The 25,480-nt window shown below is 72.4% G+C and carries 27 protein-coding genes; 14 read left to right on the plus strand and 13 right to left on the minus strand.

Annotated elements, in window-relative coordinates; all coding sequences use genetic code 11:
* Window positions 1-75 precede the first annotated feature (75 nt).
* Window positions 76-2,691 carry a DUF4132 domain-containing protein gene (locus ACA514_RS12980; RefSeq protein ID WP_375041327.1) on the minus strand — a complete coding sequence of 872 codons (2,616 nt, stop codon included), beginning with the start codon at window positions 2,689-2,691 and terminating at the stop codon, window positions 76-78.
* Between the two features lie 90 nt (window positions 2,692-2,781).
* On the opposite strand from ACA514_RS12980, the gene ACA514_RS12985 reads away from it, so the two are divergent.
* Window positions 2,782-3,498 carry a TIGR02206 family membrane protein gene (locus tag ACA514_RS12985; protein ID WP_375041328.1) on the plus strand — a complete coding sequence of 239 codons (717 nt, stop codon included), beginning with the start codon at window positions 2,782-2,784 and terminating at the stop codon, window positions 3,496-3,498.
* A gap of 183 nt (window positions 3,499-3,681) precedes the next feature.
* Here ACA514_RS12985 and ACA514_RS12990 read toward each other — a convergent pair whose 3' ends face one another.
* Entirely contained in the window at window positions 3,682-3,864 is a 183-nt protein-coding gene (locus ACA514_RS12990; RefSeq protein ID WP_375041329.1) for a hypothetical protein, read from the minus strand.
* Here ACA514_RS12990 and ACA514_RS12995 point away from each other — a divergent pair.
* The 5 genes from ACA514_RS12995 to ACA514_RS13015 are packed head-to-tail and all read left to right on the plus strand — an operon-like array spanning window position 3,857 to window position 7,517.
* Window positions 3,857-5,518 (plus strand): sensor histidine kinase, encoded by a 1,662-nt coding sequence (locus ACA514_RS12995; RefSeq protein ID WP_375041330.1) that lies wholly within the window; start codon window positions 3,857-3,859, stop codon window positions 5,516-5,518. The genes ACA514_RS12990 and ACA514_RS12995 overlap by 8 nt on opposite strands.
* 30 nt (window positions 5,519-5,548) lie before the next feature.
* Complete coding sequence (locus ACA514_RS13000) at window positions 5,549-5,983, plus strand: roadblock/LC7 domain-containing protein (protein WP_375041331.1); 435 nt, start codon at window positions 5,549-5,551, stop codon at window positions 5,981-5,983.
* On the plus strand, window positions 5,980-6,345 hold the full coding sequence (locus tag ACA514_RS13005) for a DUF742 domain-containing protein (protein WP_375041332.1): 366 nt from the start codon (window positions 5,980-5,982) through the stop codon (window positions 6,343-6,345). Before ACA514_RS13000 ends, ACA514_RS13005 begins: the two co-directional genes overlap by 4 nt.
* Window positions 6,326-6,910: an ATP/GTP-binding protein gene (locus ACA514_RS13010; RefSeq protein ID WP_375041333.1), complete on the plus strand. Its 585-nt coding sequence runs from the start codon at window positions 6,326-6,328 to the stop codon at window positions 6,908-6,910. Before ACA514_RS13005 ends, ACA514_RS13010 begins: the two co-directional genes overlap by 20 nt.
* Before the next feature lie 25 nt (window positions 6,911-6,935).
* Entirely contained in the window at window positions 6,936-7,517 is a 582-nt protein-coding gene (locus ACA514_RS13015; RefSeq protein WP_375041334.1) for a GAF domain-containing protein, read from the plus strand.
* On the opposite strand, the gene ACA514_RS13020 is transcribed toward ACA514_RS13015, so the two are convergent.
* From ACA514_RS13020 to ACA514_RS13035, 4 genes are all read right to left on the minus strand, one after another.
* Window positions 7,514-9,028 carry an acyl-CoA dehydrogenase family protein gene (locus ACA514_RS13020; RefSeq protein ID WP_375041335.1) on the minus strand — a complete coding sequence of 505 codons (1,515 nt, stop codon included), beginning with the start codon at window positions 9,026-9,028 and terminating at the stop codon, window positions 7,514-7,516. The two genes, ACA514_RS13015 and ACA514_RS13020, sit on opposite strands and share 4 nt — an antisense overlap.
* 254 nt (window positions 9,029-9,282) lie before the next feature.
* Window positions 9,283-9,960 (minus strand): phosphodiester glycosidase family protein, encoded by a 678-nt coding sequence (locus ACA514_RS13025; protein WP_375041336.1) that lies wholly within the window; start codon window positions 9,958-9,960, stop codon window positions 9,283-9,285.
* Window positions 9,961-10,136: 176 nt separating this feature from the next.
* On the minus strand, window positions 10,137-11,732 hold the full coding sequence (locus ACA514_RS13030; RefSeq protein WP_375041337.1) for a class I adenylate-forming enzyme family protein: 1,596 nt from the start codon (window positions 11,730-11,732) through the stop codon (window positions 10,137-10,139).
* Between the two features lie 58 nt (window positions 11,733-11,790).
* Entirely contained in the window at window positions 11,791-12,168 is a 378-nt protein-coding gene (locus tag ACA514_RS13035; protein ID WP_375041338.1) for a MerR family transcriptional regulator, read from the minus strand.
* Between the two features lie 180 nt (window positions 12,169-12,348).
* On the opposite strand from ACA514_RS13035, the gene ACA514_RS13040 reads away from it, so the two are divergent.
* A complete protein-coding gene (locus ACA514_RS13040) occupies window positions 12,349-13,293 on the plus strand; it encodes an alpha/beta hydrolase family protein (protein ID WP_375041339.1) in 945 nt (314 codons plus the stop codon).
* A 158-nt stretch (window positions 13,294-13,451) separates the two neighbouring features.
* Window positions 13,452-13,652, plus strand: a complete 201-nt coding sequence (locus ACA514_RS13045) for a hypothetical protein (RefSeq protein WP_375041340.1) — start codon at window positions 13,452-13,454, stop codon at window positions 13,650-13,652.
* Between the two features lie 9 nt (window positions 13,653-13,661).
* Here the strand turns inward: ACA514_RS13045 and ACA514_RS13050 are convergent, their stop codons facing one another.
* Entirely contained in the window at window positions 13,662-14,276 is a 615-nt protein-coding gene (locus ACA514_RS13050) for a TetR/AcrR family transcriptional regulator (RefSeq protein WP_375041341.1), read from the minus strand.
* Between the two features lie 105 nt (window positions 14,277-14,381).
* On the opposite strand from ACA514_RS13050, the gene hpnH reads away from it, so the two are divergent.
* Entirely contained in the window at window positions 14,382-15,398 is a 1,017-nt protein-coding gene (gene hpnH, locus ACA514_RS13055; protein ID WP_375041342.1) for an adenosyl-hopene transferase HpnH, read from the plus strand.
* 53 nt (window positions 15,399-15,451) lie between these two features.
* Here hpnH and ACA514_RS13060 read toward each other — a convergent pair whose 3' ends face one another.
* Window positions 15,452-15,736, minus strand: a complete 285-nt coding sequence (locus ACA514_RS13060) for a hypothetical protein (RefSeq protein WP_344260392.1) — start codon at window positions 15,734-15,736, stop codon at window positions 15,452-15,454.
* A gap of 116 nt (window positions 15,737-15,852) precedes the next feature.
* A complete protein-coding gene (locus ACA514_RS13065) occupies window positions 15,853-17,433 on the minus strand; it encodes a GMC oxidoreductase (RefSeq protein WP_375041343.1) in 1,581 nt (526 codons plus the stop codon).
* 231 nt (window positions 17,434-17,664) lie between these two features.
* Here ACA514_RS13065 and ACA514_RS13070 point away from each other — a divergent pair, with 231 nt between their 5' ends.
* The gene (locus ACA514_RS13070) at window positions 17,665-18,276 is read left to right on the plus strand and encodes a TetR/AcrR family transcriptional regulator (protein WP_375041344.1); all 612 of its coding nucleotides are present in this window, start codon (window positions 17,665-17,667) and stop codon (window positions 18,274-18,276) included.
* Window positions 18,277-18,302: 26 nt separating this feature from the next.
* On the opposite strand, the gene ACA514_RS13075 is transcribed toward ACA514_RS13070, so the two are convergent.
* Window positions 18,303-19,517 (minus strand): epoxide hydrolase family protein, encoded by a 1,215-nt coding sequence (locus ACA514_RS13075; protein WP_375041345.1) that lies wholly within the window; start codon window positions 19,515-19,517, stop codon window positions 18,303-18,305.
* Window positions 19,480-19,977: a MarR family winged helix-turn-helix transcriptional regulator gene (locus ACA514_RS13080; RefSeq protein WP_375041346.1), complete on the minus strand. Its 498-nt coding sequence runs from the start codon at window positions 19,975-19,977 to the stop codon at window positions 19,480-19,482. The genes ACA514_RS13075 and ACA514_RS13080 overlap by 38 nt, the downstream gene beginning before the upstream one ends.
* A gap of 92 nt (window positions 19,978-20,069) precedes the next feature.
* Here ACA514_RS13080 and ACA514_RS13085 point away from each other — a divergent pair, with 92 nt between their 5' ends.
* Genes ACA514_RS13085 through ACA514_RS13095 form a run of 3 tightly spaced genes read left to right on the plus strand, consistent with a single transcriptional unit; the run spans window position 20,070 to window position 22,209 of the window.
* Window positions 20,070-20,696: a TetR/AcrR family transcriptional regulator gene (locus ACA514_RS13085; RefSeq protein WP_375041347.1), complete on the plus strand. Its 627-nt coding sequence runs from the start codon at window positions 20,070-20,072 to the stop codon at window positions 20,694-20,696.
* Window positions 20,693-21,400, plus strand: coding sequence for a DsbA family protein (locus ACA514_RS13090; RefSeq protein WP_375041348.1), 708 nt, complete (start codon window positions 20,693-20,695; stop codon window positions 21,398-21,400). Before ACA514_RS13085 ends, ACA514_RS13090 begins: the two co-directional genes overlap by 4 nt.
* Window positions 21,397-22,209, plus strand: a complete 813-nt coding sequence (locus ACA514_RS13095) for a maleylpyruvate isomerase family mycothiol-dependent enzyme (RefSeq protein ID WP_375041349.1) — start codon at window positions 21,397-21,399, stop codon at window positions 22,207-22,209. Before ACA514_RS13090 ends, ACA514_RS13095 begins: the two co-directional genes overlap by 4 nt.
* A 23-nt stretch (window positions 22,210-22,232) precedes the next feature.
* Here the strand turns inward: ACA514_RS13095 and ACA514_RS13100 are convergent, their stop codons facing one another.
* Window positions 22,233-23,648 (minus strand): GDSL-type esterase/lipase family protein, encoded by a 1,416-nt coding sequence (locus ACA514_RS13100; RefSeq protein WP_375041350.1) that lies wholly within the window; start codon window positions 23,646-23,648, stop codon window positions 22,233-22,235.
* A 166-nt stretch (window positions 23,649-23,814) separates the two neighbouring features.
* Window positions 23,815-24,144, minus strand: coding sequence for a DUF3040 domain-containing protein (locus ACA514_RS13105; RefSeq protein ID WP_375041351.1), 330 nt, complete (start codon window positions 24,142-24,144; stop codon window positions 23,815-23,817).
* A 251-nt stretch (window positions 24,145-24,395) separates the two neighbouring features.
* On the opposite strand from ACA514_RS13105, the gene ACA514_RS13110 reads away from it, so the two are divergent.
* Complete coding sequence (locus ACA514_RS13110) at window positions 24,396-25,352, plus strand: esterase/lipase family protein (protein ID WP_375041352.1); 957 nt, start codon at window positions 24,396-24,398, stop codon at window positions 25,350-25,352.
* Window positions 25,353-25,480 lie beyond the last annotated feature (128 nt).

A 25,480-nucleotide genomic window follows, 5' to 3' on the forward strand; every position in this document is an offset into this window, starting at 1 on the left:
TGCTAACCCATTTGAGACATCATCGTCTCAAATGGGTCACCAAGGTCACAGTGGGTGCGCCCGTCCCGCACCCGGCTACGACGCGCTGCGCATCAGGTCGTGGACGGCCTCGCTCATCGTGACCGGGTCGACCTCGCCGAGCGGCACCGCGTCCTTCGGCGTGTGCGCCGGGGCCGGTCCGGCCCACAGGAAGCTGATCTTCTGGTCCTCGCCCTCGCCGTACAGGTAGTAGCCGAGGCCGGGGCTCAGGCCGGCCACGACGTACAGACCGGCCGGGTCGCGCCGGGCGAGCCATCCGCCCGCGAAGTTCCCGTCGGCGTCCACGGACTCCCAGCGTCCCTCCGAATGGCCCTTGGCCTTGCCGTACGGCAGCACAAGGCTCTCCACACGGGTGAGCCTGTGGGCGGCGCGCTCGTCGTCCGCGAGCCGGTACACGGGCCGCCCGAGCTGCTCGAACGGCTGCAGGATCTCGTAGTCGGCGAACAGCTCCGACCAGGCGCCGAGGTCGTCGCCCAGCAGCAGCGGATGCGCGATGCCGATGCGGGCGTCCGGCGCCGGTTCGAAGGAGTCGTCGTTGATGTCGGCGTAGGTGCGGTCCTCCGCGACGCGGAAGGCGGTACCGCCATCAGTGATCCACACCAGCCGGCGGACGATGTGCCCCAGCAGCGGATGGCCGGCGAACAGGCCGCGGAAGTCGTCCGGCGTCCAGCTCCGCCGGACGACCATGGCCTTCTCCAGGCGCTTGATCTCCTGGTCGGCGATCGTCCGGAGGTCCTTCTTCAGGCCGGTGAACAGCGCGTGCGCGGCGGGGGCGAGCGCCGGATCGTCCTTCGGGCCGGGCTTGGGCGCGCTCTTGCGGACCTTGCCGTTCGCCTCCACGACCAGCGGGGCGAGCTGCTGGTCGAAGGTCACGGTGAACCGGCGCGGACCGTAGTCCAGGACGAGGCCGCCCTCCCCGTCCAGGCCGAAGTCGGGGACGGCGCGGTCGGCGAGGTCGTCCGGCGTGATCCCGCGCGCGGCCGCGATCTCGTCGATCTTCTGCGCCGCCTTCGCCTTGAGCCCCTTGTACTTGCCGCGGCGGGTCAGCTCGAACAGGTGGGTCAGGGCGACGTCGGAGCCGATCCGGGCCAGGACGTCCAGCCCGGCGACGGCCCGGCTGGTGCCGCCCTCGCCCGGCCACCGCTTGATCAGCGGAGCGAGCCGCCGCACCGTCGTGTCGTCGCCGATCAGGCCGAGCTGCGCCAGCGCCCAGTTGTGTTTGGACGGCGACCCGAGCGCGTACCAGCGCTGGAACACCGCCCAGGAGAACTCCGCCAGCGAATGCCGGTCGCAGAACTCGCGGACGTCCGCGGCCTCGGGCGCCTTCTTGGCGAGCAGGCCCAGCAGGCGCTTGGTCGCGTCCACCGGAAGCGCCCGGTCACGGCCGCGGGTGAGGATCCGCGGGAGCAGCGCCGGGTCGGCCCAGTCCGTCTTCGCGCTCCGGGCCTGCCTGCCGGCCAGGGCGGCGGGCACGTCATCGCAGTCGGGGACGGCCGGACGCGGCAGCAGGTCCTCACCGGCCCCCGGCGGCAGCGCCCGTGCCAGTTCCGGAGCCGCGTACAGCAGGCTCCGCACCAGCCCGGCCGCCCGCAGGCCCCGGACCGTTTCGTCGTCGGCCAGCGGTGCCAGCGCCTGGACGGCCTGCGCCGGATGGCGCACGGCCGCCTCCGCCAGGGCGGCCGGCACGCCCTGGTCGCCCATGTGGTTCAGCAGCAGGCGGAACGTCCGCTCGTCGCCGATCTCTTGAAGGGCTCTCAGCGCGATCGCGGGCCGCTCAGGGTCGGCCCGGAAAAGGCCGGACCTCAACGCGGCTTCGAGGAGGGGGAAGGCGTCCGCGCCCAGCCCGTCGAGCAGCGACCCGACCACGGCGGGCGTCTCTGAGACCCACCGGACCCGTTCGGCCTGCGCGGCGGTGGACAGCGAGCAGAGCACGTGCTCGTGACCCAGAACGTTCGGACCAGCGGTGTCGGCGAGGGACTCGTCCACCCAGGCGGTCTCGGTCGGGACGAGGTAGGAGGCGGTGCGTCGCCTCGCCTCGTCGCCGCGATGCGCCGCCAGGCGCGCGACCGCGTCGCGGTACTCGGCCTCGGGCGCCGCCGCCAGCAGCGCGCGGACGCGCTTGGCCACCGCGTCGTCGGCGATCCACCGGCCGGCGCCGAACGACTGCTCCTGGAGCGTCGCGCGCCTGATCTCGCCGCGCCATCCCCTCGGCGGATTGGTGTACATGACGACCTCGACCCGCAGGACGCCGTCGGGGCCGCGCGTCGCCGGCTTCGGCGGCGGGCCGAGCTCCAGCGAGGACGCCTCGGTGACCGCGCAGGCCGCGAACGCCGGCCCGTGGTCCAGCGCCCAGGCGTCCACGAAGGCCGCGCCGTCGGTGCCGCCCAGGTACTTCACCGCGATGGTGGCGACCGCCGCGGCCCCCATCGGGTCGGCCTCGCCGCCCAGCCAGGCGCGCACGGCCTTCCCGAGGTCCGGGTCGGTGCGGTCGTGCTCCGCCATCTCCTCGGCGATCGGACGCGCCGTGCGGTCCCACTCGCGCGCCCGCCCCGCGGCCGCCTCGTCCAGGACGACCTCCGGGCCGGCGACGCCGCCGCGCCGGGGATGAAGGTGCTCGTGCCACTCGACCGGAATGTCCACCGTCTCGACCATGGCACCGCAACCTAACGGCCGCCGCCGACACTTCCGCCACCCCGCGATGCGCGCCGATCGGACGCCGGGCACGGAGGTTACGATCACCGGGTGCCCCTGACCGCCGCCGGTCGATTCGCCGCGTACGGGCCGTCCCACTGGGCGGCCCTCGGATTGTTCGCGGTCGGGTGCGCCGCGCTGGTGGCGCTCGGCCGCGCGCAGCGGACGCCGGAGCCGGGCCCGGGCGCCGGGGAACAGGCGAAGGGCTTCGGCAGAGCGTACGCGCTGGCGGTCCTGTTCGTGATGGTCGGTACGCAGGCGCACACCCTGCTGCCCCGGGAGTGGGACCTCGGCGGGTCGCTGCCTCTGCAACTGTGCGACGTGGCGTGGCTGACCGCGGCCGGCGCGCTGTGGACGTTCGGCCGGCGCTGGTACGCGCTGACGTACTACTGGGGGCTCACCCTGTCGGTCCAGGGCCTCCTCACGCCGGCCCTCAACGGCGGGGACTACCCCGACATCGACTACCTGGCGTTCTGGTCGATGCACCTGATGATCGTGTGGGCCGCGGTGTACCTGACCTGGGGGCTGGGCATGCGGCCGGACTGGCGCTGCTACCGGTTCGCGGTCGCCGTCACGGTGGTGTGGGCCGTCGGCACGTTCGCCTTCAACGAGATCGCCGGGACGAACTACGGGTACCTCAACGACAAGCCCGTCACCGGCTCGGTGCTGGACGTGCTCGGCCCCTGGCCCTGGTACGTGCTGGTGGAGGTCGTGGTCATCCTGCTCGGCTGGGCGCTGATCACCTGGCCGTGGACCCGGTCGGAATGATCATTCGAATGGCCCGCCCGTTACGCGAATTCCGGTCCGCCGCATACGGCGGAATGGCGCCGTCCGGGATAAGAATCCTCCACCATTCGGTGATGCGGACATAATGGACTAATAATGGCATAATGGCCGTGGATCCCTGGAATCTCGGCATTCCGTGCGTCCTTGGCGTGGCGTTGTGTCAGCCTAGATACGGCTGTAGGCATACGAGTCCGTATTGCTCAGTTTTTCGATCTTGCTGTCCGACACGCCGAGGACGCCGATGCCCGACTTCTCCGAACCCGCCGCCGGTGCCGACCGCCAGGACGTCCGGCGGTACGACAGGGCCCCGGCCGCCTGCGGCAGGCATCGCCAGAGCAGCATGCGCATTGTTCACCTGTCCATTTCCATCCTTCCCGCGGCCATTGTCGCGCTCCTGGGCGTCGTCGCCGTCGCCATGCTCTACGACGGCGCGGCGCTGCCCCGGCAGACGCGGCTCGTGCTGACCGTCGCCGCCGTGGGCGCCGCCGCCGTCCTGGTGGCCGCCGTGTGGGGGGCCGACGCGGCGACCCGCCGGGTGGACCGGCAGCGCGCCCGGTGCGTCGTCCGCGACCAGGAGAACCTCAGCCGCAGGCTGGGCGAGCTGGGGTTCCTGATCGGCCGCGGACGGCGGGAGCTGGCCGAGCTGGCCGGGCGGCTGGCCGCCGGGGAGGCCGTCGCCCCGTGGACCGAGGACGGCCCGGCCGCCGACCCCGGCGACCCTGTCGCGCGGCTCGTGCGGGAGCTGCGGCGGGCGCAGAGCGAGGCGTGGAACGCCGTGGTCGACGCCGCGCGCCGCGGAGCGCAGGGCCGGGACGAGCGGGTGGGCGTCTTCGTCAGCCTCGCCCGGCGGATGCAGTCGCTGTCCCACCGGGCCATCCTCGGGCTGGACGAGCTGGAGGCCCAGGTCGAGGACCCCGACCTGCTCAAGGGGCTGTTCAAGGTCGACCACCTCGCCACCCGCACGCGCCGGCAGGCCGAGAGCCTCGCCGTCATCGGCGGCGCCGCGTCCCGCCGCCAGTGGACCCGGCCGGTGAACGTGTACGAGGTGCTGCGCTCGGCCATCGCGGAGGTGGAGCACTACAAGCGGGTCAAGGTGGTGCCGCCCGTCGACGGCAGCGTGCACGGGAGCGCGGTCGCCGACGTCATCCACCTGCTCGCCGAGCTCATCGAGAACGCCACGAAGTACTCGCCGCCGCAGACCCAGGTCCTGGTCCGCGTCGAGGGCGTCGCCGCGGGCCTGGCCATCGAGGTCGAGGACCGCGGCCTCGGCATCCCGCGCGAGGACCGGCTGCGGCTGAACGACCTGCTCGCCGACCACGAGCGGGCCCGCGCCGGGGAACTGCTGAGCGAGGGGCGCATCGGGCTCCTGGTGGTGTCCGCGCTGGCCGGCCGGCACAAGGTCCGCGTCCAGCTCCAGAGCAACGTGTACGGCGGGACGCAGGCCGTCGTCGTCGTCCCCACGGAACTGTCGGGCGGCCAGGAGGAGGCGGGCACTCCACGGCCCGCGCAGGCGGGCCAGGTCCCGGCCCCGCAGGCCCCGCCCGCGCAGGCCTCACCCATGCAGGCCTCACCCGTGCAGGTGCCGTCGGGGCAGGTCCCGGCCCCGCCGCCCGGGCCGGCGCCCGGCTCCCGGCGGGTCGCCGACGATCCGCTGGACATGACGCGCGTCGACGACGATCGCGGCGCACCCACGGCCTTCCAGGAGCCGTACGCGGTCGGGCCGGCCCGGCGCCCCGCGGCGCCCACGTGGGAGACGGGCCCGCAGCCGGCCGTGCCGGCGCAGGGCGGCGGGCCCGCCGCCCCGCCGCCCGCCGGAGAACGTCCGCAACTGCCGCGGCGCCGCGCGCAGACGCACCTGACGCCCGAACTGGCCAGCGCGCCCGTGCGCCAGGAGGCCGACGACGAGGCCGAGCACAATCCGGGATTGATGGCGGCATTCCAGCGGGGCATGCGCAGCGCCCTGGAGAACGACGCCGCGGACGGCATGGACAACGGGAAATGACGAGGCATCGGAAATGACGAGGAGCTCCCATTGACTGCGGCGTCCCCGAACGATGCGCAAGACCTCGCCTGGCTGCTGCGGGGGCTGAGCGACGAGGTTCCGGCCATTCGCGGCAGCGTGCTGCTGTCCGCCGACGGCATGATGAAGGCCGCGCACGGCCTCGACCGCGCCGGCGCGGAGCAGATGGCGGCGCTCGCCTCCGGCCTGTTCTCCATCACCCGCAGCGCCGGGGCCCGTTTCGACGGGAGCAGCGAGGTCCGGCAGGTCGTCGCCGAGCTGAAATCCAGCCAGCTTTTCATTTCGTGGGCCGGTTTCAATTCCGTGCTCGCGGTGCTCGCGGACGCGCAGGCCGACCCGGCCCTCGTCGGCTTCGAGATGGCCCGGCTGATCAGGGCGGTCCGGCCGTTCCTGCACACCGCGGCGCGCCCGGCGCCCACGGCGGGCGACCGAGCCGCGTCGACATGACGGCCGGCGACGACGAGGTCTGGGTCGACGCCGCCGCCGGCCCCCTCGTGCGCCTGTACACGGTGACCGCCGGCCGCACCCGGCCGGCCGTCGACCTCGACCTGCTGTCCCTGGTGGTGGCGACCGGCCGGCCCGCGCGGGGCATGGACCCCGAGCACGCCGAGGCGCTCGAGTGGTGCCGCGCGCCGACCTCGGTCGCCGAGGTCGCCGCGCACCTGCGGCTGCCCGTGACCATCGCCAAGGTCGTCCTCGCCGATCTGGTGGCCTGCCGCGCGCTGGCCACCCGGGCGCGGCGCACCGCGGCCGACCCGACCGACCGAGCCCTCCTGGAGAAACTGCTCGATGGCCTGCAACGAGCCTGACGCGCCGCCCCCGACCCAGGTCAAGATCCTGGTGGCCGGCGGGTTCGGCGTCGGCAAGACCACGTTCGTCGGCGCCGTCAGCGAGATCGAACCGCTGAGCACCGAGGAGCTCATCACCACGGCCAGCGCCGGCCTCGACGACCTCGGCGGGGTGGAGCGCAAGACCACCACCACCGTGGCGCTCGACTTCGGCCGGATCACGATCGAGCAGCACGACATCGTGCTGTACCTGTTCGGCACGCCCGGCCAGCAGCGCTTTTGGTTCATGTGGGACGAGCTGTCCGCCGGCGCCCTCGGCGCCGTCGTGCTCGCCGACACCCGCCGCCTCGAGGACTGCTTCGACGCCGTCGACTTCTTCGAGAACCGGGGCACCCGGTTCCTCGTCGCGGTCAACGAGTTCGACGGCGCGTTCCGCTACGCGCCGGACGAGGTGCGCACCGCCCTCGGCCTCGACGGGCGCGTGCCCGTCGTCGTCTGCGACGCGCGGGACGGCCGCTCCGCGGCGGCGGTGCTGAGGGCGCTGATCGGCCATCTGCTCGACGCCGTCCCGACCGCCTCCGCCTGACGAGACCAGCCCCACAGGAGCCTCCGTGATCCACGACCCGCTGTACGAGCCCGCCGGACACCTGCTGACGCCCGTCGACCCGGAGGTGCCCCAACGGGCCGCGCGGCTGCGGGAACTGCGCCTCGGGCAGGCCCCGGACGCCGAGTTCGACGCGTTCGCCCGCGATCTGGCCGAGGCCGCCCGCCACCTCGCCGGCACCGACCAGCCCCCGTTCGCGATGGTGAACTTCGTGACCGACCACCAGTACCTCGGCGGCCTGTACGCCCCGCAGGCGCCGGGCGCCGACGCGGCGGGCGCCGTCGAGCTCGGCCGGGAGGTCCCGCTCGACCACGGCTACTGCCCGCACGTCGTCGTGCGGCGCCGGGCGCTGGTCCTGGACGACGTGTGCGACTACCCGCGCTTCGCCGGCAACCCGGTCGTCGACAAGCTCGGCATCCGCACCTACGTCGGGGCGCCGCTCATCGACCGGACGGGGACGGTGCTCGGGACGATCTGCGTGATCGACCGCGAGCCCCGTCCCTGGGGCCATCCCGGGCTGGGCCTCATCAAGGAGCGGGCGGCGGACCTGATGCAGCTGATCCGCCGCCGCGAGGAACGTCAGGCCTAGGCGTCCCGCCACGCCGCGGACGGGACCGGGACGGAACGCGAGGCCGGTGCCCGCGCCGGGGGCGCGTCGGGGTCGAGCACGCCCGTGGCGAGCAGGCCGAACTCCGTGGCGACGCCGGCGATGTCGGCCTTGAGGAACTCGATCGCCGCGCGAGCCCGCGCGGGGTCGGCGCCCGTCTCGGCGGCCCACCTCGTGACCTGGCCGATCGTGAACGCGTAGGCGATCGCGCGGCCGGCCAGGACCAGATGCTCCTGCCGCAGGTCCCGGTCGAGGAAGCCCAGGTCCAGCCGCTGCGCGCGGACCGCGGACGCCGTCAGCGGCCATTCGGCCAGGAACCGGCTGAGCGTCCGGCCGGCCGTCCTGGCGAGGCAGTACTCGGTGAGCTGCTGGCTGAGCAGGTCGTTGGTGCCGTCGAAAACGGTGTAGACGCGGGCGTCCAGGAATGCCTGGGCGGAGATGTTGGTGGGGGACCCGCAGCGGTATCCCTCACCGCCGGCGAGCTGCTGGTAATGGTGCGCCGAACTCAGCATTCGCTCGGTCGCGACCGTCTTGATGGCCTGGACGGCGGGAAAGGCGCCGATCATGGCGTCCTTCATGTCCAGCGCGGTCCGGAGGTAGTGATTGAGCGCCGCGCACACGGTGTACGAGGCGTCGATGGCCGCCAGCCGGTAGCGGACGAACCGTATCTCCGAAAGCGGTCCCGGGCCGATTCTGCGGTGATCGGCGTAGGCGTGCGCCTCGCGGCTGATACGGCGCAGGAAACCGCAGCCCATCGCCGCCATCATCGCCCGCGACGCCATGAGCATTTCCACCATGGGACGCAGATTCCTGCCCTCGGCGGGGATTCGCCGGTGCCGGGGGACGACCGCGTCGATCTCGTTGAGGCCGTAATCGATCACTTTGAGGCCGAGCGGCTCGTAGGGCCGCAGGGTGCGGAATCCTTCGCTGCGTTTGACGATGAAGTAGCCGTACGTGCGGCCGTTCTCGTCGTTCTTCGCGCTGACGAGCCACCAGTGGGCGCTGATGCTGAACGCCTGCCAGTGCTTGCGTCCGCGGATCCGGTAGCCGCCCTCGACCTCCTCGAAGGTGGTGGCCATGCCGGACATGGCCGAGCCGCAGCCCGGCTCGGTGGAGGCGAACCCGCAGATGGCGGGGTCGCCGCCGGCGTAGTGCGGCAGCACCTCCTGCTTGGCCTCCTCGCCCGCCCACAGCACGATGGGGCGTAAGGCCACCGCCGTGATGACCGTGACGTACATTCCGAGCGGCAGGTTCCATTCGGAAACGGCCTCCACGACCCGGCACATCTCGAGGTGGTCGTCGCGGCCGCCGTATTCCTTGGGCAGCGTGGGAAGCAGCACACCGGCCCTGGTCAGCAGCGTCCAGTCGTCGGCGGGGAGGTTCTGCTGCGGGTAGGTCGCCGTGTCGAAACGGCGGGCGACCCCCTCGATGCCGGCGATGAACGCGTTCGTCGACAGGGACAGGAGATCATTCATCATGGCGTCGGCTCTCATGGGTCGATCCGTCGGTGCCGGCGTGCCCTTCCTGCGGTCTGGCGCACGCCGCCGTCCGCTTTCCGTGCGCGGCGGGAGACCATTGACCGCCGCTCGATTCGTCCCCTTCCATGCGGTTCACGTCATCGTTAATCGATCGGTCACCAGGCGCAAGGAACATATGGCTTACCGTAAGTCGCCATGGAAACCGGGTCGGCGGGAGGGACCTGCGTGAACTCATGGCGCGGGTTTTTCTGCTGAGGCCGCCGACAACGCTACCGGCGGCCCGGCCGTTCCGATCGGGAACCAATGAATCTTGTAGGGTGCGACAACATCCGCGCCTTCGGCGGATCCGGCCGGCGCGATCGGGAACGGCCGGACCGCCGTCTCGCGGAAGGGCTCAGCCGCGGCCGGGGAGGAGCAGGATCCCGTCGCCGACGCCGCGCTCGCCCGCGGCGTCGGACGGGCGGTTGACGAGGGCGCCGCCCGCCGTGGCCATGGTGGTGGAGCCGCCGCCCGTGCCGGTCGACGCCGACCATGGTGCGCGGGTTACGGCGCAGCACCCAGTTGTAGTAGAAGGACCGGTCGTCGCCGGTGTGGACGAGCCCGTCGGCGTAGGCGCCGACCCGGACCCGGCCGTCCCGCACGAGCCGCGGCCCGGCCCCGAGGATCGAGGTGCAGGGGGCGAGCCGGAGCGGGCGCCTGCGGTCGAGGACCCGCTCGGAGATCGCGAGCCTCGTGCCGGGACGGGCGTGCGAGCGCAGCCAGTCCGCGGCCGTCCCGGTCGCCTGGACGGTGCGGCCGCCCGCCGGGATGGCGGTGCCCCGCGACCCGCGCAGCTCCGTCACGCGCCCAGAGGCGTCCAGCACGGCCTCGGCGCCGGCCCCGGCCGGGCTCGACGCCCCGTACACCGGGGTGAAGGCGACCAGTTCCTCCGGATCGGTGCAGGTCACGAGCGCGCCAGGTCCGACAGCCTGTCCGTGGCGGTGAGCGTGCCGCCGACGGAGGAGACCACGCGGCCCCCGAACCGGCGCGGATCGACGGTGATCACGTGCAGGCGCCACGGGCCGGTCGGGGAGTGGACGGCGAATGATCATTCGCGTCCCGGGCGCCGCCGCGATCGCGTGGCTCAGCGGGAGAGGCGGCGGCGGATGTCGGCGCGCAGCTCCGCCTTGGCCACCTTGCCGCCGGACGAGCGGGGCAGCCGGTCGAGGACGACGAGCCGTTCGGGATGCCATTCGCGGGAGACGCCGCGCTCCGCCAGGTGCCCGGTGAGCCCCTCCAGGTCGAGGGCGGTCCCCGGGCGCAGTTCGGCGTAGACGCACACGCGCTCGCCGAACACCTCGTCCGGCATCGCGACGGCGGCGGCGAGCGCGACCGCCGGATGGGAGGCCACCTCGGCCTCGACGGCGGCCGCGCTGATGTTCTTGCCGCCCCGGATGATCAGGTCGCTCTGCCGGCCCACCACGCGCAGGCGGCCGGCCTCGTCGATCTCGACGATGTCGGCCATCAGCATCCAGCCGTCGGGGGTGAACAGCGCGCGGTCGGCGTCCGGGTCGCCGTAGTAGCCGGGCGAGGCCGCGGGCCCCCTGCAGCCGGGCTGCCCGGGCCGGCCGCTGCCGGTGATGTCGGATCCGTCCGCCGGGTCGAACAGCCGCACCCGCATCTCCGGGATGACGTGCCCGGCGGTGCGGAGCCGGACGTCGCGCGGGTCGTCCAGGGTGGTGCGGCTGAGGGCGCCGGTCTCGTTCGAGCCGTAGAACTGCAGGACCTTCGCGCCCGTGGCCTCTTCGAACCGTGCCGCGCGCTCGTACGGGACGGCTTCGCCGCCGGTGAACATGCAGCGCAGCGAACCGAGGTCGCGCTCCTTCTCCTGCTGCGCGTTCAGCAGCATGATGAACTGCGTGGTCACGCAGTGCAGGACGGTGACCCGGTGCCGCTCGATCAGGTCGAGCGCGGCGTGCGCGTCGAACCGTTCCATCAGCACGGTCCGGACTCCCAGGACCGCGGGGGAGAAGTGCGCCGTCCACAGCCCGAACCCGAAGGGCGACGGGACGGCCCCCAGGAACACGTCCGCCGGCGTCAGCGCCCCCGCCCGCCGCGCCAGCTCGTGGAAGTAGAACCAGCGGTTCTGGGTGTGGGACACGCACTTCGGCAGCCCGGTCGTGCCCGAGGTCGAGTTGATGATGGCGAGGTCGTCCGGGCCCAGCGCGCGGCCGGTGAGGTCGCCCTCGCGCCGGTCATCGGGAAGGCCGAGCCGGTCCACGACGACGTGGTGGGCGAGGTCGGCGCCGTCCGCGCGCAGCTCCGCGACCAGGTCCGGCGCCGCCCCGCCGCGGTGATCTGGCGGCGTCACCAAGGCCCGCGAGCCGGTCCGCTCCAGGAGGGACCGCAGCTCGCGGCGGCCCGCCCGCGCGCCCACACCGACCAGCACGAGCCCGGCCTTCTCCGCGGCGACGGCCGTCACGTGCCAGGCGGGCCCGTCCGGAAGCAGCGCCGCCACCCGCTCGCCCGGCGCCAGGCCCAGCCCCGCCAAGTGGCCTGCCAGCAGCGTCGAGTTCTCCTCGTACCGCGCCCACGACAGCATCGCGTCCGCGGTGATGTAGGCGGCGCCGCCGGGACGCCGCGCCGCCTGCCGCCGGACGTGGTCCGCGACGGTCTCGGTTCCCCACCACCCGGCGGCCCGGTACGCCGAAACGGTCTCCCGGTCGAAGGGACGGGTCACGGGCGCCTCCTCGCGGTCCGGCGGGCCGGCGGCCCGAAGTCGGCCATTCTAGGAGCGGTCAGCCCTCGGGGTTCTTGCAGTGCCGTCCCGTGCGCAGGTTCGCGGTGGCGGCGGTGATGACGGTGTCCAGCCTGTTGCGGGCGCTCACCAGATCGCCGATCTGGCCGTCGATCCGATCGCGTTCCGTCGAGAGCCGGTCGAGCAGCTCCGGTGTGGCCTCACCGCCTATGACGCACGGCAGCAGCTCCAGGATCGACCTGCTCGACAGCCCGGCGGCGTACAACTCCTGGATCAGCTCGACGCGGTCCACCGCGCCGTCCGGGTAGTGCCGCTGCCCGCTCGGACTGCGCCGCGAGGCGAGCAGGTCCTGCTCCTCGTAGTACCGCAGCGCCCGGACGCTGACGCCCGTCCGCGCGGCGAGTTCGCCGATGCGCATCGCGCCTCCCCGATGTGGCCCGCGCCACAGCCCTTGCCTCTCACGTCAACGTCAGGTTTTAGCGTAGTCCACGAGCGGCCCAACGCCTTCAGGTGAAGCAAAGGATCCGACCCTGACCGGCTTTCTGTGCCATTCGCTTGAGTCGCCTCAAGGGTATTTATAAAACATCGAGGAGAATTCATGAACGAACGAGAAATGGCGATGCCGGGCGCCGTCGCGACCGCGCCCGCTCCTGTCGTGTCGGTCAAGCCGGTGATCTTGGAGGCGCCGGGCCGTGGCGATGACCTGCGGGTCAGGGTCTCCGCGCCGGTGACCGGGTCCGACCTGCCGATCATCGTCCTGTCGCACGGCTTCGGCTCGTCGCTCGATGGCTACGGCCCTCTGGCCGACTTCTGGGCCGCGCATGGATTCGCGGTGATCCAGCCCACCCATCTGGACTCCAGGACGGTGGGACTCGCGCAGGACGATCCCCGGACGCCGCGGATCTGGCGTTACCGCGTCGAGGACATGAAGCGCATTCTCGACCGGCTCGATCTGCTGGAATCCGCCGTTCCCGGCCTGAGCGGCCGCCTCGACCGCGGCCGGATCGCCGCGGCCGGGCATTCCTTCGGCGGCCAGACGGCGGGCAACCTGCTGGGCCTGCGCGTCCTCGACCCGGTGAGCGGACAGGGGGAGGACCTGTCCGACCCGCGGATCGGCGCGGGCGTGCTGATCGCCACGGCCGGAAAGGGCGGAGCCGACCTGACCCCGTACGCGGCCGAGCACTTCCCCTTCATGAACCCGGACTTCGCGAACATGACCACGCCGGCCCTCGTCGTCGCCGGCGACAAGGACGACCTCCCGCTGTCCGTCCGGGGGCCGGAATGGCTCACCGACCCGTACTTCCTGAGCCCGGGCGACAAGAGCCTGCTCACCGTGTTCGGCGGGGAGCACTCGCTCGGCGGCATCGCCGGATACGAGGCGCGGGAGACGACGGACGAGAACCCCCAGCGCGTCGCCCTCGTCCAGCGGGCCACGTGGGCCTACCTCCGCCATGCGCTCGGCATCGAGGACGCCGCCTGGACGGCGGTGCGAAAGGAACTCTCGGAGAGCACCGCGCCGTTGGGCCGCATCGAATCCAAGTGAAACAGCGGCGCCCGCGACCATGCGGCGGTCGGCCCCGGGCGCGGACGGCCGCACACCCCCTGGCCTGCGAGGCGGCGGCCGTCAGGGTGTGTCGGCGGCGGCCCGGCGGGTAGGGCGGGACAGATCGCGACCGACGACCGCTGAGGAGAGTGGGTCCGATGACCGACAGGACCGAAGGACAGCCGGAAGGACGGCGGCCGGAGCGCCCGACGCTGCGGACCGGTTCGGAGACGCCGGTCGATCCGGAGGATCTCGCCATGGCCAAAGGGCAGGATCCGACGCCGGAGAACGTGGAGCGCCAACGGCGCCGCATCGAGGAGAAGGGCGCGCGGAGGGCCACCGACGAGGCCACTCCGTAGAGGCAGCCCTTACTCCGGGGTGTGGCCCAGGCCTCGGAGGATGTGGTCGAGGGCCACCCCGGCCTTGTCGCGGGCGACCGCCGGGTCGGATTCGTGGGCGATGTAGAGACCGGCCTCGGCGATGAGCGCGGCCAGCAGCCGCGCCAGCACGTCCACCGGCAGCGGGGCGATCTGCCCGTCGGCGATGGCCTGCCGCAGCCAGTCGCGCAGCAGGTGCAGGCCGTGCTGGTCGATCAGTTCGTTCCAGGCCGCCGGGCCGAGCACGGCGGGCCCGTCGACGAGCACGATGCGCTGGAAGTCGCCGTCCAGGCAGGCGTCCAGGTAGGCCTGCAACCCGGAGCGCAGCTCGTCCAGCGGCCCCGCGGGCCGCCCGCCGGGCCGGGCCAGCTGCTGCTGGATGAGGTGTTCGGCGAGTTCGCCGGCCACCGTGCGCATGACCGCGGCGAACAGGTCGGCCTTGTCGCGGAAGTGGTGGTACAGCGCTCCCCGGGTCACCCGGGCCCGGGCCACGATCTCCTCGGTGCCGGTCCCGGCGTACCCCTGGTCGGCGAACAGCCGCCGCGCCGCGCTCAGCAGCGCTGCGCGGGTGTCGGCGGTGTGCTCCTGGCGGCGCGAGTTGGTCATACAGGCATCCTCGTACATACAAGCTGTATGTACGGGGTACGAGGCCTGGTGTCCGCTCATCGGGGCCGTCCGCGGCCGCCGTCTCGCCGAAGGAGCTGGGAGACCATGGGCCTGCCGCTGCACCTGTCGATCAAGCTGGGGCGCTACCTGCTCCAGCAGAAGATCCGCGGCCGGAAGAAGTTCCCCATGCTGGTGGAGCTGGAGCCGCTGTTCGCCTGCAACCTCAAGTGCGCCGGCTGCGGCAAGATCCAGCACGAGGCCCACCTGCTCAAGAAGCGGATGCCGGTGGAGCAGGCCGTCGGCGCGGTGGAGGAGTGCGGCGCGCCGATGGTCTCGATCGCCGGCGGCGAGCCGCTGATGCACCCGCAGATCGACCGGATCGTCGAGGAGCTCCTGGCCCGCCGCAAGTTCATCGTGCTGTGCACCAACGCCGTGCTGCTGCCCAAGCACCTGCACAAGTTCCGGCCGCACCGCGACTTCGCCTGGATGGTGCACATCGACGGGCTGGCCGACCGCCACGACGAGGCGGTGAGCAAGAAGGGCGTGTTCGACCAGGCCGTCGCCGCGATCAAACAGGCCAAGCAGGCCGGTTTCCAGGTCTACACCAACAGCACCTTCTTCAACACCGACTCCCCGCAGACCGTCATCGACGTGCTCGACTATCTCAACGACGAACTCGGCGTCGACCGGATGGAGATCTCGCCCGGCTACGCCTACGAGAAGGCCCCCGACCAGGACCGCTTCCTGGGCGTGGAGCAGACCCGGGAACTGTTCGCCGAGGCCTTCGCCGGCGGACGCCGCGACCGCTGGCGGCTCAACCACTCCCCGCTGTTCCTGGACTTCCTGGAGGGCAGGCGCGACTTCGCCTGCACCCCATGGGGCATCCCGTCTTACTCGCTGCTGGGCTGGCAGCGCCCCTGCTACCTGCTCGCCGACGGCTACGCCGAGACCTACCAGGAACTGCTCGACACCACCGACTGGGACCGGTTCGGCCGCGGCAAGGACCCCCGCTGCGACAACTGCATGGCGCACTGCGGCTACGAGCCCTCCGCCGTCCTGGCCACGCTCGGCTCCCTCAAGGAATCGCTGCGCGCGGTCGGCGTGCCCACCCCCGGCGCCTGAGCCGGCGGCGGTCAGGCGGGCCGCGAACCGGCCGGGTCAGCGACGCGAGGGGCTCATTCGCTTTCGAGCCGGACGCACGTCCCGTAGGCGACGTAGCAGACCTGGGTGTTCACCCGCATGACGTCCTCCGAGGTGAAGTCGGTGCGGCCCGTCACCTCGGGGACGATGAGGAGGCGCACGCCGAGGACGGCGTCGGGGCGGAGGTCGGCGGCCGCGCGCTCGAGGTTGTCCAGCGCGGTGGCGGGGTCCGCCCCGGGCCGGCCGGCCCGGACGGCGAGGGTGGTGACGCCCTTCTGGTCGTCGGGAATCCGGTCGGTGGTGTACATGGGTGTGGCCACCGCGGGGTGATTCCCAGGGAAGGCCTGTGACAGTTCCAAGGGCGTTCCCGGATTGGGAAAGTCCCCGGATGGCGGCGCCGCGCCGCGCCGCCCGGCGGGCCGCCGCCCCCGGTGCCCTAGAACACCGTGCCCACGTCCTTGGCGATCAGGTCGTCGGTCGCCCGCTCCGCGACCGCCGCGATGGTCATGGACGGGTTGCAGGCCGCGGCGGTGCCGGGCAGCAGCGCGCCGTCCAGCACGTAGAGCCCGCGGTGGCCCTTGACCCGGCCGGAGAGGTCGCAGACGGCGCCCATGGACGCGCCGCCCAGCGGGTGCCACGTGGAGGGGTAGACGCCGGTGGTGTCGGTGAGGACGGACCCCTGGCCGGCGATCTTGTTGGCGCGGGCGTTGATGCGCTTGTAGAGCGTGTCGTCGGCGCCCTTGGGCCACTGCAGGACGGCGTCGTCCTTGCCGGAGTCGTAGACGAACGCGCCGCGCCCCTTGCTGACGCCGTAGCCGACCATCATCGTCGACCGGATGTCGCCGCCGATCGGCGGCAGCGACGCCTGGATGATCGTGTTGGCGTTGGCCGGGTCGTCCCACTCCAGGGTGCCGTAGACGACCGGGCCGCCCTGCGGGTAGCCGAACTCGTCCGCGAAGTCGCTCCACAGGTAGATGCGGTCGCCGTTGGAGCCCCAGCCGGCGCCGAGGCCGTCGGGCATGTCGGGGATCTGGCCCTTCGCCGACGCGCGCATCAGCAGCTTGGTGGTGCCGGCGGTCCCGGCCCCCATGACGAGCGCCCCGGCGGTGATGATCTTCTTCTCCAGGACGGTCCCGTCGGTGTCGATCCGGTCGACGTGGACCTCCCAGCGGCCGTCCTTCGCCATCGCGACGTCGGTGACGTTGTGCTGCGTCGCGACGGTCACGCGGCCGGTGGCCTGCGCGGCGGCGATGTAGGTGACGTCCACCGAGTGCTTGCCGCCGTTGTTGACCCCGAGCGCGCAGTCGCCGTTGGTGTAGGACGGCTTCATCTCGCCCTTCAGCTCGCGCAGCGCGTACGTCCAGTCGATCGGCATCGGGATCTTCGTGACGTCGTAGCCGGCCTTGCGGACGTGGTCGGCGAAGACCCGCGCGGGCTTGTAGGTGGTGCTGTTGACCAGCTCGTCCGGCGCCGTCTCGATCTGCAGCATCTGCGCGACCCGCCGGTAGTAAACCTGGTCCATCTTGGCGTAGTCGAGCTGCTCGGGCAGGTTGGCGTTGAACACGTTCTCGGCGGGCTGCAGGGTCATGCCCTGGTAGACCAGCGACCCGCCGCCGACCCCGGCGGCCACGATCATGTCCATGCCGTTTCCGGGCACCTGCTCCAGCAGCCCGGTGTAGTGCGGGAACGGGTCCGCCGGGATGCCGAAGATGGTCGGGGTCGAGCCGAGCCAGAACATCCGCTTGTCGGGGGAGGAGGGGTGCGGGAACGTCTCGGCGTTCGGCCCGGTGCGCCACCAGACGCCGCGCTCCAGCACCAGGCACCGCACGCCCGCCTGCGCGAGGCGGAGGGCGGCCACGCCGCCGCCGAAACCGGAGCCGATGATCACGGCGCGCTCCTCCGACCGCGTCACGGGCGTGCGGCGCCGCGCGGCGGCCCGGGCGGGCGTCCCGGTGAGGGCGAGTCCGGCGGTGGCGGCGGCGCCGGTCAGCAGCGAGCGGCGGCTCAGTTCGGGCATGGTCACTCCGTTCGGTCGAGCGGGGGGTTCACGGGCGGCCTCCCGTGGCGTACGCTCCTTCGTCGGCCGGGGGAGGGGACCCGCGGCCTCGTCGCCGCGTGCCGTCTCGGGGGAGCGTGCGTGCGGTGCCGCTCCTTAGCGAAACGCCACCGTTCTCTTAAGGTGTGCCTATGGTAGGGAGCGGGGCGCGCCGTGTTTACTAACCGAACTGAGTGATCCGCCGGAGAGAATGTGAGCCCGGATGCCAACCGCGCGACCAAGCGGCGGAGCCGTATCTCGTCCGAGCGCGCGGCCGAATTGTTCGCGCTCGTGCTCGACCGGTTGCGCGAGGTCGGGTACGAGGCCCTGAGCGTCGAGGCGGTCGCCGCCCAGGCCCGGATGAGCAAGGCCACCATCTACCGGCAGTGGGGCGGCAAGCCCGAGCTGGTCATCGCGGCGGTGCGGGCGCTCGGCCCCCTGGACGTCGACGGCATCGACACCGGGGACCTGCGCGGCGACCTGAAGGCGTACGTCGCCCAGTACCACGTCATGACCGCGATGGACCGCGGGATGAACCGGGCGATGGTCCATGCGGTCCACCGCGACCCCCGGCTGATGGAGGCCGTCCGCCAGACCGTCGTCGCACCCGGCCTCGCCGCCCTGGACGCCATCCTGGCGCGGGCCGTCGGCCGCGGCGAGGTCGCCGCGGGCTGCCCGGCCCTGCCCTACGTCAAGTACATGCTGATAGGGACGCTGGGCACCGAGATGGACCTCGGCGACACCGTCGACCTCGACTTCCTGGACGGCTACATCGACCACGTGGTCGCCCCCGCCCTCGGGCTGCCGCCGGTCCGCCCGCCGTGAGCTGACCTCGGCCGGGTATCGGGCGGTCAGCGGCGGTCACGGAAGGTGCGGCGGAGGTCGCCGACCCACTCGTCCGGGACCTCCCAGGGGATGAAGTGGCCGCCGTGGTCGTGCGCGGTGATGTTCACGTGCCGGTACCAGGCCGCGCGGTCGCTTTCGAGGAAGTTCGCCACCCGTTCCTCGCTCGTGGCGACGCCGGGCGGGTTCTCGTAGCCGACGAAGGTGATGCCGGTCGGGGCCTCGACGACCGGCCACCGGTCGTGGGACGGCGTCCAGGGGTAGCGGTTGTTGTTGGCGTAGGTGCGGATCGAGGTGTCGATGCCGCCGCCCGCCCAGTAGATCGTGGCGTGGGTGAGCAGGTCGTCCCTGCTGAAGACCCGTTCGATGTCACCGCCGTTGTCGGACCATTTCATCCAGCGCTCCAGGATCCAGGCGAGCATGCCGGCCGGGGAGTCGGCCAGCCCGTAGCTCAGCGTGGACGGGGCGAGGACGTGCGCCGCGAGGTGGACGGCGAACCGCCGCTCCAGCTCCAGGACCCGCTTGCGGACGGCGGGCGGCAGGTCGTCGGGCAGGGGCCGGCCGCCGGTGAAGTCCCAGGCGCGGTCGCCCTCGAAGAAGTCGAGCCGCAACGCGGAGCCGATGTGGATCCCGTGCAGCTCGCCGGCGTACTTGTGGCCGAGCTGGCCGGTGACCAGGGCGCCGACGTCGCAGCCTGCGGCGGCGTACCTGCGGTGGCCGAGCACGCCGGTCATCAGCTCGTGCCAGAGGTCGGCGATCTTCCAGAAGTTCATGTCGGGCCGGGTCAGCGGGGTCGAGAAGCCGAAGCCGGGCAGGGACGGGACGATCACGTCGAACGCGTCGGCTGGGTCGCCGCCGTACGCGGCGGGGTCCGCGAGCGGATCGACGACCTTGGACCAGTGCCAGAACGTCCACGGCCAGCCGTGGCTGAGGATCAGCGGCGTCGGGGCGGGCCCCGCGCCCGGCCGGCGCATGAAGTGGACGGGAACCCCGTCGATCTCGACGCGGTAGTGCTCGTAGGCGTTGATGGCGCGCTCGGCGGCGCGCCAGTCGTAGCCGTCCGCCCAGTACTCGGCGAGCTCCTGGAGGTAGGAGCGGCGGACGCCGTAGTGGCCGTCGTCGTTGCCCTCGTCCAGCGGCCACCGGGTCGCCGTCAGCCTGCGGCGCAGGTCGTCGAGCAGGTCGTCAGGGACATGGATCGGTGCCGGTTTCAGGGACGACACGTTCCTCCTCGTTTCCGCTCGCCGCTATTTCGGTCAGGCGCACCAGTACAGGGATCACATCGGCCAGCGCCCGGCGTTCGCGCTCGTCCAGGTGCGCCACGAGGCGCGCGAGCCGCGCGACCCGGTCCTCGTGCCGCGACCGGACGATCCGCTCGCCCTCCTCGGTGAGCGAGAGGAGGACGGCGCGGCCGTCGCTTGGATCGGCGCGGCGTGCCACCAGTCCCTCCGCCGCCAGCTTCGCCACCAGGCTCGTGAGCGCGGGCTGCTTGAGCTGCTCGGTCGAGAGCAGGTCGGTCAGCCGCAGCGGGCCGCGGTGCGCCAGCATGTGCAGGACCGACAGGGCCGAGAAGTTGAGCCTGCGGACGGCCGGGAGCCGGATGAAGTGGCCGTTGAAGTCCACGATCGCGGCGGCCAGCTCATCGACGTCCAGCCCGCCGTCCGGCGGAGGAGTCGACGCCATCCCGCATTCATATCGAATATCGATGTAAATCGGCAAGCGGCCGGTGGCCGGAATACTTGACGGACCGGTCAACTATCGGGGACCGTGGGGCCGTGCCCAGGACGAGCGACGCGCGCGAGCGGTTGGTCAGGAGCGCCGCGCGGCTGTTCCTGACCCGCAGTTACCAGTCGGTGGGGGTGGAGGAGCTGTGCTCGGCGGCCGACGTGCGCCGGGGCAGCTTCTACCACTTCTTCCCGGGTAAGTCCGACCTGGCCAAGGCGGTCGTCGACCATCACGCCGCGGCGCTGTGGGCCCGGCTCGACGAAGCCGCCGCCGGGACGGCGGCGGCTCCCGGCGATGCAATGGACGCGGCCGCGCAACTGCATGCGATGGCCGACGCGGTCGGCGAGATCCAGGCGGGGTTCGAGGCCCGGTTCGGACGGGTCGTCGGCTGCCCGTTCGGGAACCTGGCCGCCGAGCTGGCCACCACCGACGACGTCCTCCGCGAGCACCTCGCCACGGTGTTCGCCGAGTGGGAGCGGCGCCTCGCGGTGCTGTGCCGGGTGGCCGCCGACCAGGGCGTGCTGCGCGACGGCGCCGACCCCGGCCTTCTCGCCACGATCCTGGTGGCCCAGTTCCAGGGCATGATCCTGCTGGCCAAGACCGGCCGGTCGGACGCGTCGCAGATCCCCCGGGCGCTGCACCAGGTGATCGCCGCCAATCTCCGGGAGGGCCCATGACCGCGGCCGTCGACTTCCACTTCGACCCGATGTGCCCGTTCGCCTACGCGACCTCGGTCTGGTTGCGCGAGGTGCGCGCACGCCTCGGCGTCGAGGTGAACTGGCGCTTCTTCAGCCTGGAGGAGGTCAACCGGGCGGAGGGCAAGAAGCATCCGTGGGAGCGGCCGTGGTCGTACGGGTGGTCGCTGATGCGGATCGGCGCGCTGCTCCGGCGGCGCGACATGGCGGCCCTCGACGCCTGGTACGCCCGGATCGGCGCGGAACTGCACGAGCGCGGCGGAAAGCCGCACGACCCGGACGTCGCGCGGCGGCTGCTCGACGAGCTGGGCTTCGGGGCGCCGGTGCTGGACGAGGCCCTGGCCGACGCCGGCACCCACGAGGACGTGCGGGCCGACCATCGGCGGGTGGTGGACGCCGGCGGCTACGGCGTGCCCACGCTGTTCTTCCCCGGCGGCCAATGCCTGTTCGGACCGGTGCTGATCGACCCGCCCGCGGGCGAACGCGCCGTCCGGCTCTGGGACGTCGTCACCGGGATGCTGGAGTTCCCCGACCTGTACGAGATCCAGCGGCCCAAGGGCGCCGCCGAGCAGCAGCGGATCCACCGGGCGATCCGGCCCTACCTCGCGGGCCGCGACTGGGTCAGCATCGACCGCGGCGAAGTGATCGAGTTCCCCGACGACCCCCGGAGAGGCGGCCAGGCATGAGCACGGATCCCGACAGGAAACAGGTGACCGACGTCCTCGTCGGCGAGTGGGAGGAGCTCGACCGGCTGCTGACCGGCCTCCCGGGCGGGCAGTGGGAGACCCCGACCTGCCTGCCGGGCTGGCGGGTGACCGACGTGGTATCCCACCTGATCGGGACCGAGGCGATGCTCGCCGGTGAGGCGACGCCCGACTGCGGCGTCGACGTCGCGGCGCTGCCCCACGTCCGCAACGACATCGCGGCCTTCAACGAGCAATGGGTCGCGGCGCTGCGCGAGGAGGGACCCGCCGCGATGCTGGCGCGGTTCCGCGACGTCACCGCCCGCCGGGCCGGGATGCTCGCCCGGATGACCGACGCGGACTTCGCCGCGCCGAGCTGGACTCCCGCCGGCCAGGCGACCTACGGCAGGTTCATGCAGATCAGGATCTACGACTGCTACATGCACGAGCAGGACGTCCGCGCCGCCGTCGGCGAGCCCGGCAACGAGGACGGTCCGGCGGCCGAGGCGGCGCTCGACGAGGCGGCCCGCACCATGGGCTACGTCGTCGGCAAGCGCGCCGCGGCCCCCGACGGCAGCACCGTCGTCATCGACCTCACCGGACCCGTGCGGCGGACCTTGACCGTCGAGGTCGACGGCCGCGCACGGCTCGTGCCCGCCTCGACGGGACCGGCGACCACGACGCTGCGTCTTCCGTCGACGCTGTTCCTGCGGTTGTGCGGCGGCCGTCCCGCCCCGTCAGACTCCGTCGACGTCGGCGGGGACCGGGAACTCGGCCGCCGCGTCGTGGACAACCTGGCCTTCACCATCTGACTCCGCACCTGCGCGAAGGCCGCTCAGGGGTTGGGCGAGGCGGGGGCGGCCGGCGGGGTGGACGAGGTCAGGGCCTGCTGGTCGGCGAGCGCGATGGCCAGCTCGCCGGCGGCGGTGGGATGCAGGGGCGCCTCGGCGCCCGTGCCCTGGACGAACGGCCGCTGCGAGCAGAGGCCGTGCCCCGAGAAGTGCTGCGGCACGGAGCGGTAACCGAAGGCGCGGGCCCCCTTGTCCAGCAGAGCGTTCATGTCCGCCAGGCGGCCCCGGAGCGCGTCGGCCATCCTCTGGTCGACGCCCTGCGGCTTCAGGCAGCCGGCGTCGTCGCCGAACGGGTCGTAGTACTGGTTGACCAGGACGGTCGGGTGCTGCGGCAACTGGTTCAACTGGCCGAGCAGGTCGTAGTAGTCCTTGGCGAAGGCGTCCAGCCGCTGCTGGTAGTAGGCGGTGGAGGCCCGGTCGTCGCACGCCTTCGCGGCCAGGCAGAGCTTGGTCAGCTCCGCCCAGCGCACGTCGTTGGCGCCGATGCTGACGATGACCACGGAGGCCTTCATCGCCCGCTGGGCGACCGCCAGCTGCGGCGGAGCGACCTGGTCGCCGACGTTCTGGACGTCCAGGACGCCGGCCGCCACCGTCGCGCCGCTGCACGCCAGGTTCAGAACGTTCCACCGGTTGGTCTGCGCGAGGTAGACGGCGTAGGAGTCGCGGCTGCGCTTGCACGCCCGGTCGAGGGCCTCCGGGTCGTCGACGAGGGGGTTGCCGATGGCCGCGGCCGTGGAGTCGCCGATGACGACGGCGTTCACGTCGTCGAGGACCGGGCCGCGCGCCGGGCGGACGGGGGAGGACGGCGCCCGCCCCACGAGGTCCTCGACCGAGTCGACCCTCTTCAGGACCTTCGGCGTGCTGGAGGCCAGCAGGTACACGCAGACCGCGTTCGCGCCGACCACGCACAGCACGCCCGCCGCCAGCACCTTGACCTTCGTCCCGCCCGGCCGGCGCTGCCAGCCCGTCGCCGCCGCGATCAGCAGCGCCGCGAAGCCGGCCGCGATCAGCGTCTCCCAGAGCAGGTACCGGCGCCATCCGCCGGTCAGCCGGGTGCTCAGCTCGAGGGTGCCGTGGTCGCCGTCCCGGGCGAACTGGCTGACCTGGGCGTTGAGGGTGATGTGGGTGAGTTTGAGGCGGGGCCGGATGGGGCCGCTGAACTGCGGGCGGGTCGAGATCGTCTGGCCGAACAGGTCCACCTCTCCCGGGCCGGAACCGGACAGGCGGGGGGACGCCGCGCCGACCTGGACGGTCTGCCCGGCCGCCTCGACCGTCTGCATGGGGGTGACGAGCACGGCCAGCCAGATGGACAGGCCGCAGAGGAACAGGAAGACCACCGCGTTGAGGAGGATCCTGAGCCGGCGGCGCCAGCCGGACGACGGCCCGGGGCGGCCGGTCACCGTCCGATCCTTACCGGACTTGATCAGCTGCATCTCTCGGGTCTCTGGTAGGGGATCAGGCGTAGCTCTCCTTCCCCTTCCCGGCGCCGGTGATTCGCCCTGCGTTCACCGGACGGCCGTGACGGCCGCCACCGCCGGCCGCCACCGCCGGCCGCCACCGCCGGCCTCAGCCGGGACGGAGGTTCAGCGTCGGCGCCTGCCGCTGGCCGTTCGGCCCGACCCGGGCGGCGGGGCTGTCGGGCGCCGAGGGCGGGTACCAGGTGCCCGGCGGCACCGGCGAGTAGCGGCCGAGCAGCACGATCGCGGCGATGACGCACAACGCGAAGCCCATCAGCCACCAGGCGGGCAGCTCCTGCGGCGACGGCCCCGCGGGCGCGCCCTCCGCCGGCGATTCGGCCCCGTGCCGCTCGAACAGCGCTGCCAGCACGGGATCACGGGATCGCAGGTCCCGTTCGATCCTTCGCAGGATGAGGCGTTCACGAATCGACAGGTTCATGACCGGTGTGCCTTCGCTCGGGTGCCAGGCGCCGCCGGCGGGCGCCGTCCTGACTCATGAGGCCCAAAGATAGGGCAACCATTGCATCGCGCAAAGACGTTGGCGCAGGTGAACGGGGGGAGGGCAGGCAAGCCTGCTCCGGCGGTGAGGTGTGTTCCGGCCCGGTGCCGTCGCCGGCGACGAAGGCGCGCCCGGCCGGTTGTCACGATTCTGCGCAGCCGGGCGCACCTCAAATAGATACCGTTGTTCTTATGAAACCAGCCCTAGGGAAGCCGCCTCTGCGGCGACGCCTCGCGGCGACCGCTCTGGCGGTCTGCTCCGCCATGATCGCCACCGGGCCCGCGCCCGCCTCCGCCGCCGCACGGACCACCTATCCGGTGGGCGACCTGGCGACCTCCGTCAGCAACTTCCTCTTCAGCCCGGACGCGGCGCCCGGCGCCAACGACTGGTCGTGCCGCCCGTCCGCCGGCCACCCCCGCCCGGTGGTGATCGTGCACGGCACCACGTCCAACCTCGGCTCGGCCGGCGCCATGATCGCGCCCACCCTGGCCAACGCGGGGTACTGCGTCTACGGGTTCAACTACGGCGGGACGTCCCTCACCCTCGGCCACGTCTACGGGCTCGGGGAGGTCGCGGAGTCGGCCCGCACCATGAGCGCGTTCGTCGACAGGGTGCTCGCCGCGACGGGCGCCGCCGAGGTCGACGTGGTCGGCGCCTCCCAGGGCGGCATGATGCCGAACTACTACATCAAGCGGCTCGGCGGCGCCGCCAAGGTGCGCACGATGATCGGGCTCGCGCCGACCAACCACGGCACCACCATGCGGGGCCTGGTCGACATCGGCCGGTCGCTCCACGTGCTCGGGCTGGTCAACGACCTCTACCGGTTCGCCGGCGCGCCCACCTACCCCGAGCAGGAGGAGGGGTCCGACTTCCAGAAGGCGCTGTTCGCCGACGGCGACACCGTCCCCGGCGTCCGCTACCTGACGATCGCGACCTCGCATGACACCACCGTCACCCCGCTGACGAACTCGTTCCTGCACGGCGGCGACTCCAGCAACATCCTGCTGCAGGATCTGTGTCCCGACGACCCCGTGAGCCACTCCGGCATAACGCTCGACGGGCCGGTCATGCAGCTCATCCTCAACGCCGTCGGCCCCGACGAACCAGGCTTCACCCCGAGCTGCACCGGCTACGGCCCGAACATCTGACCGGCCGGCGGCGCGACATCGAGATACCCCTTCCCCTCTTAGATTCCCATGAGTATCTTAGTGTCCGACCGGTTGCCGACGGTCGGCGGGCGATGCCCGTCCCGCCGGCAGAGGCCTCTCAGAAGGAG

Origin of the sequence: Actinomadura sp. NTSP31, assembly GCF_041951385.1 — a bacterium.
Classification (GTDB): Bacteria; Actinomycetota; Actinomycetes; order Streptosporangiales; family Streptosporangiaceae; genus Spirillospora; species Spirillospora napierensis.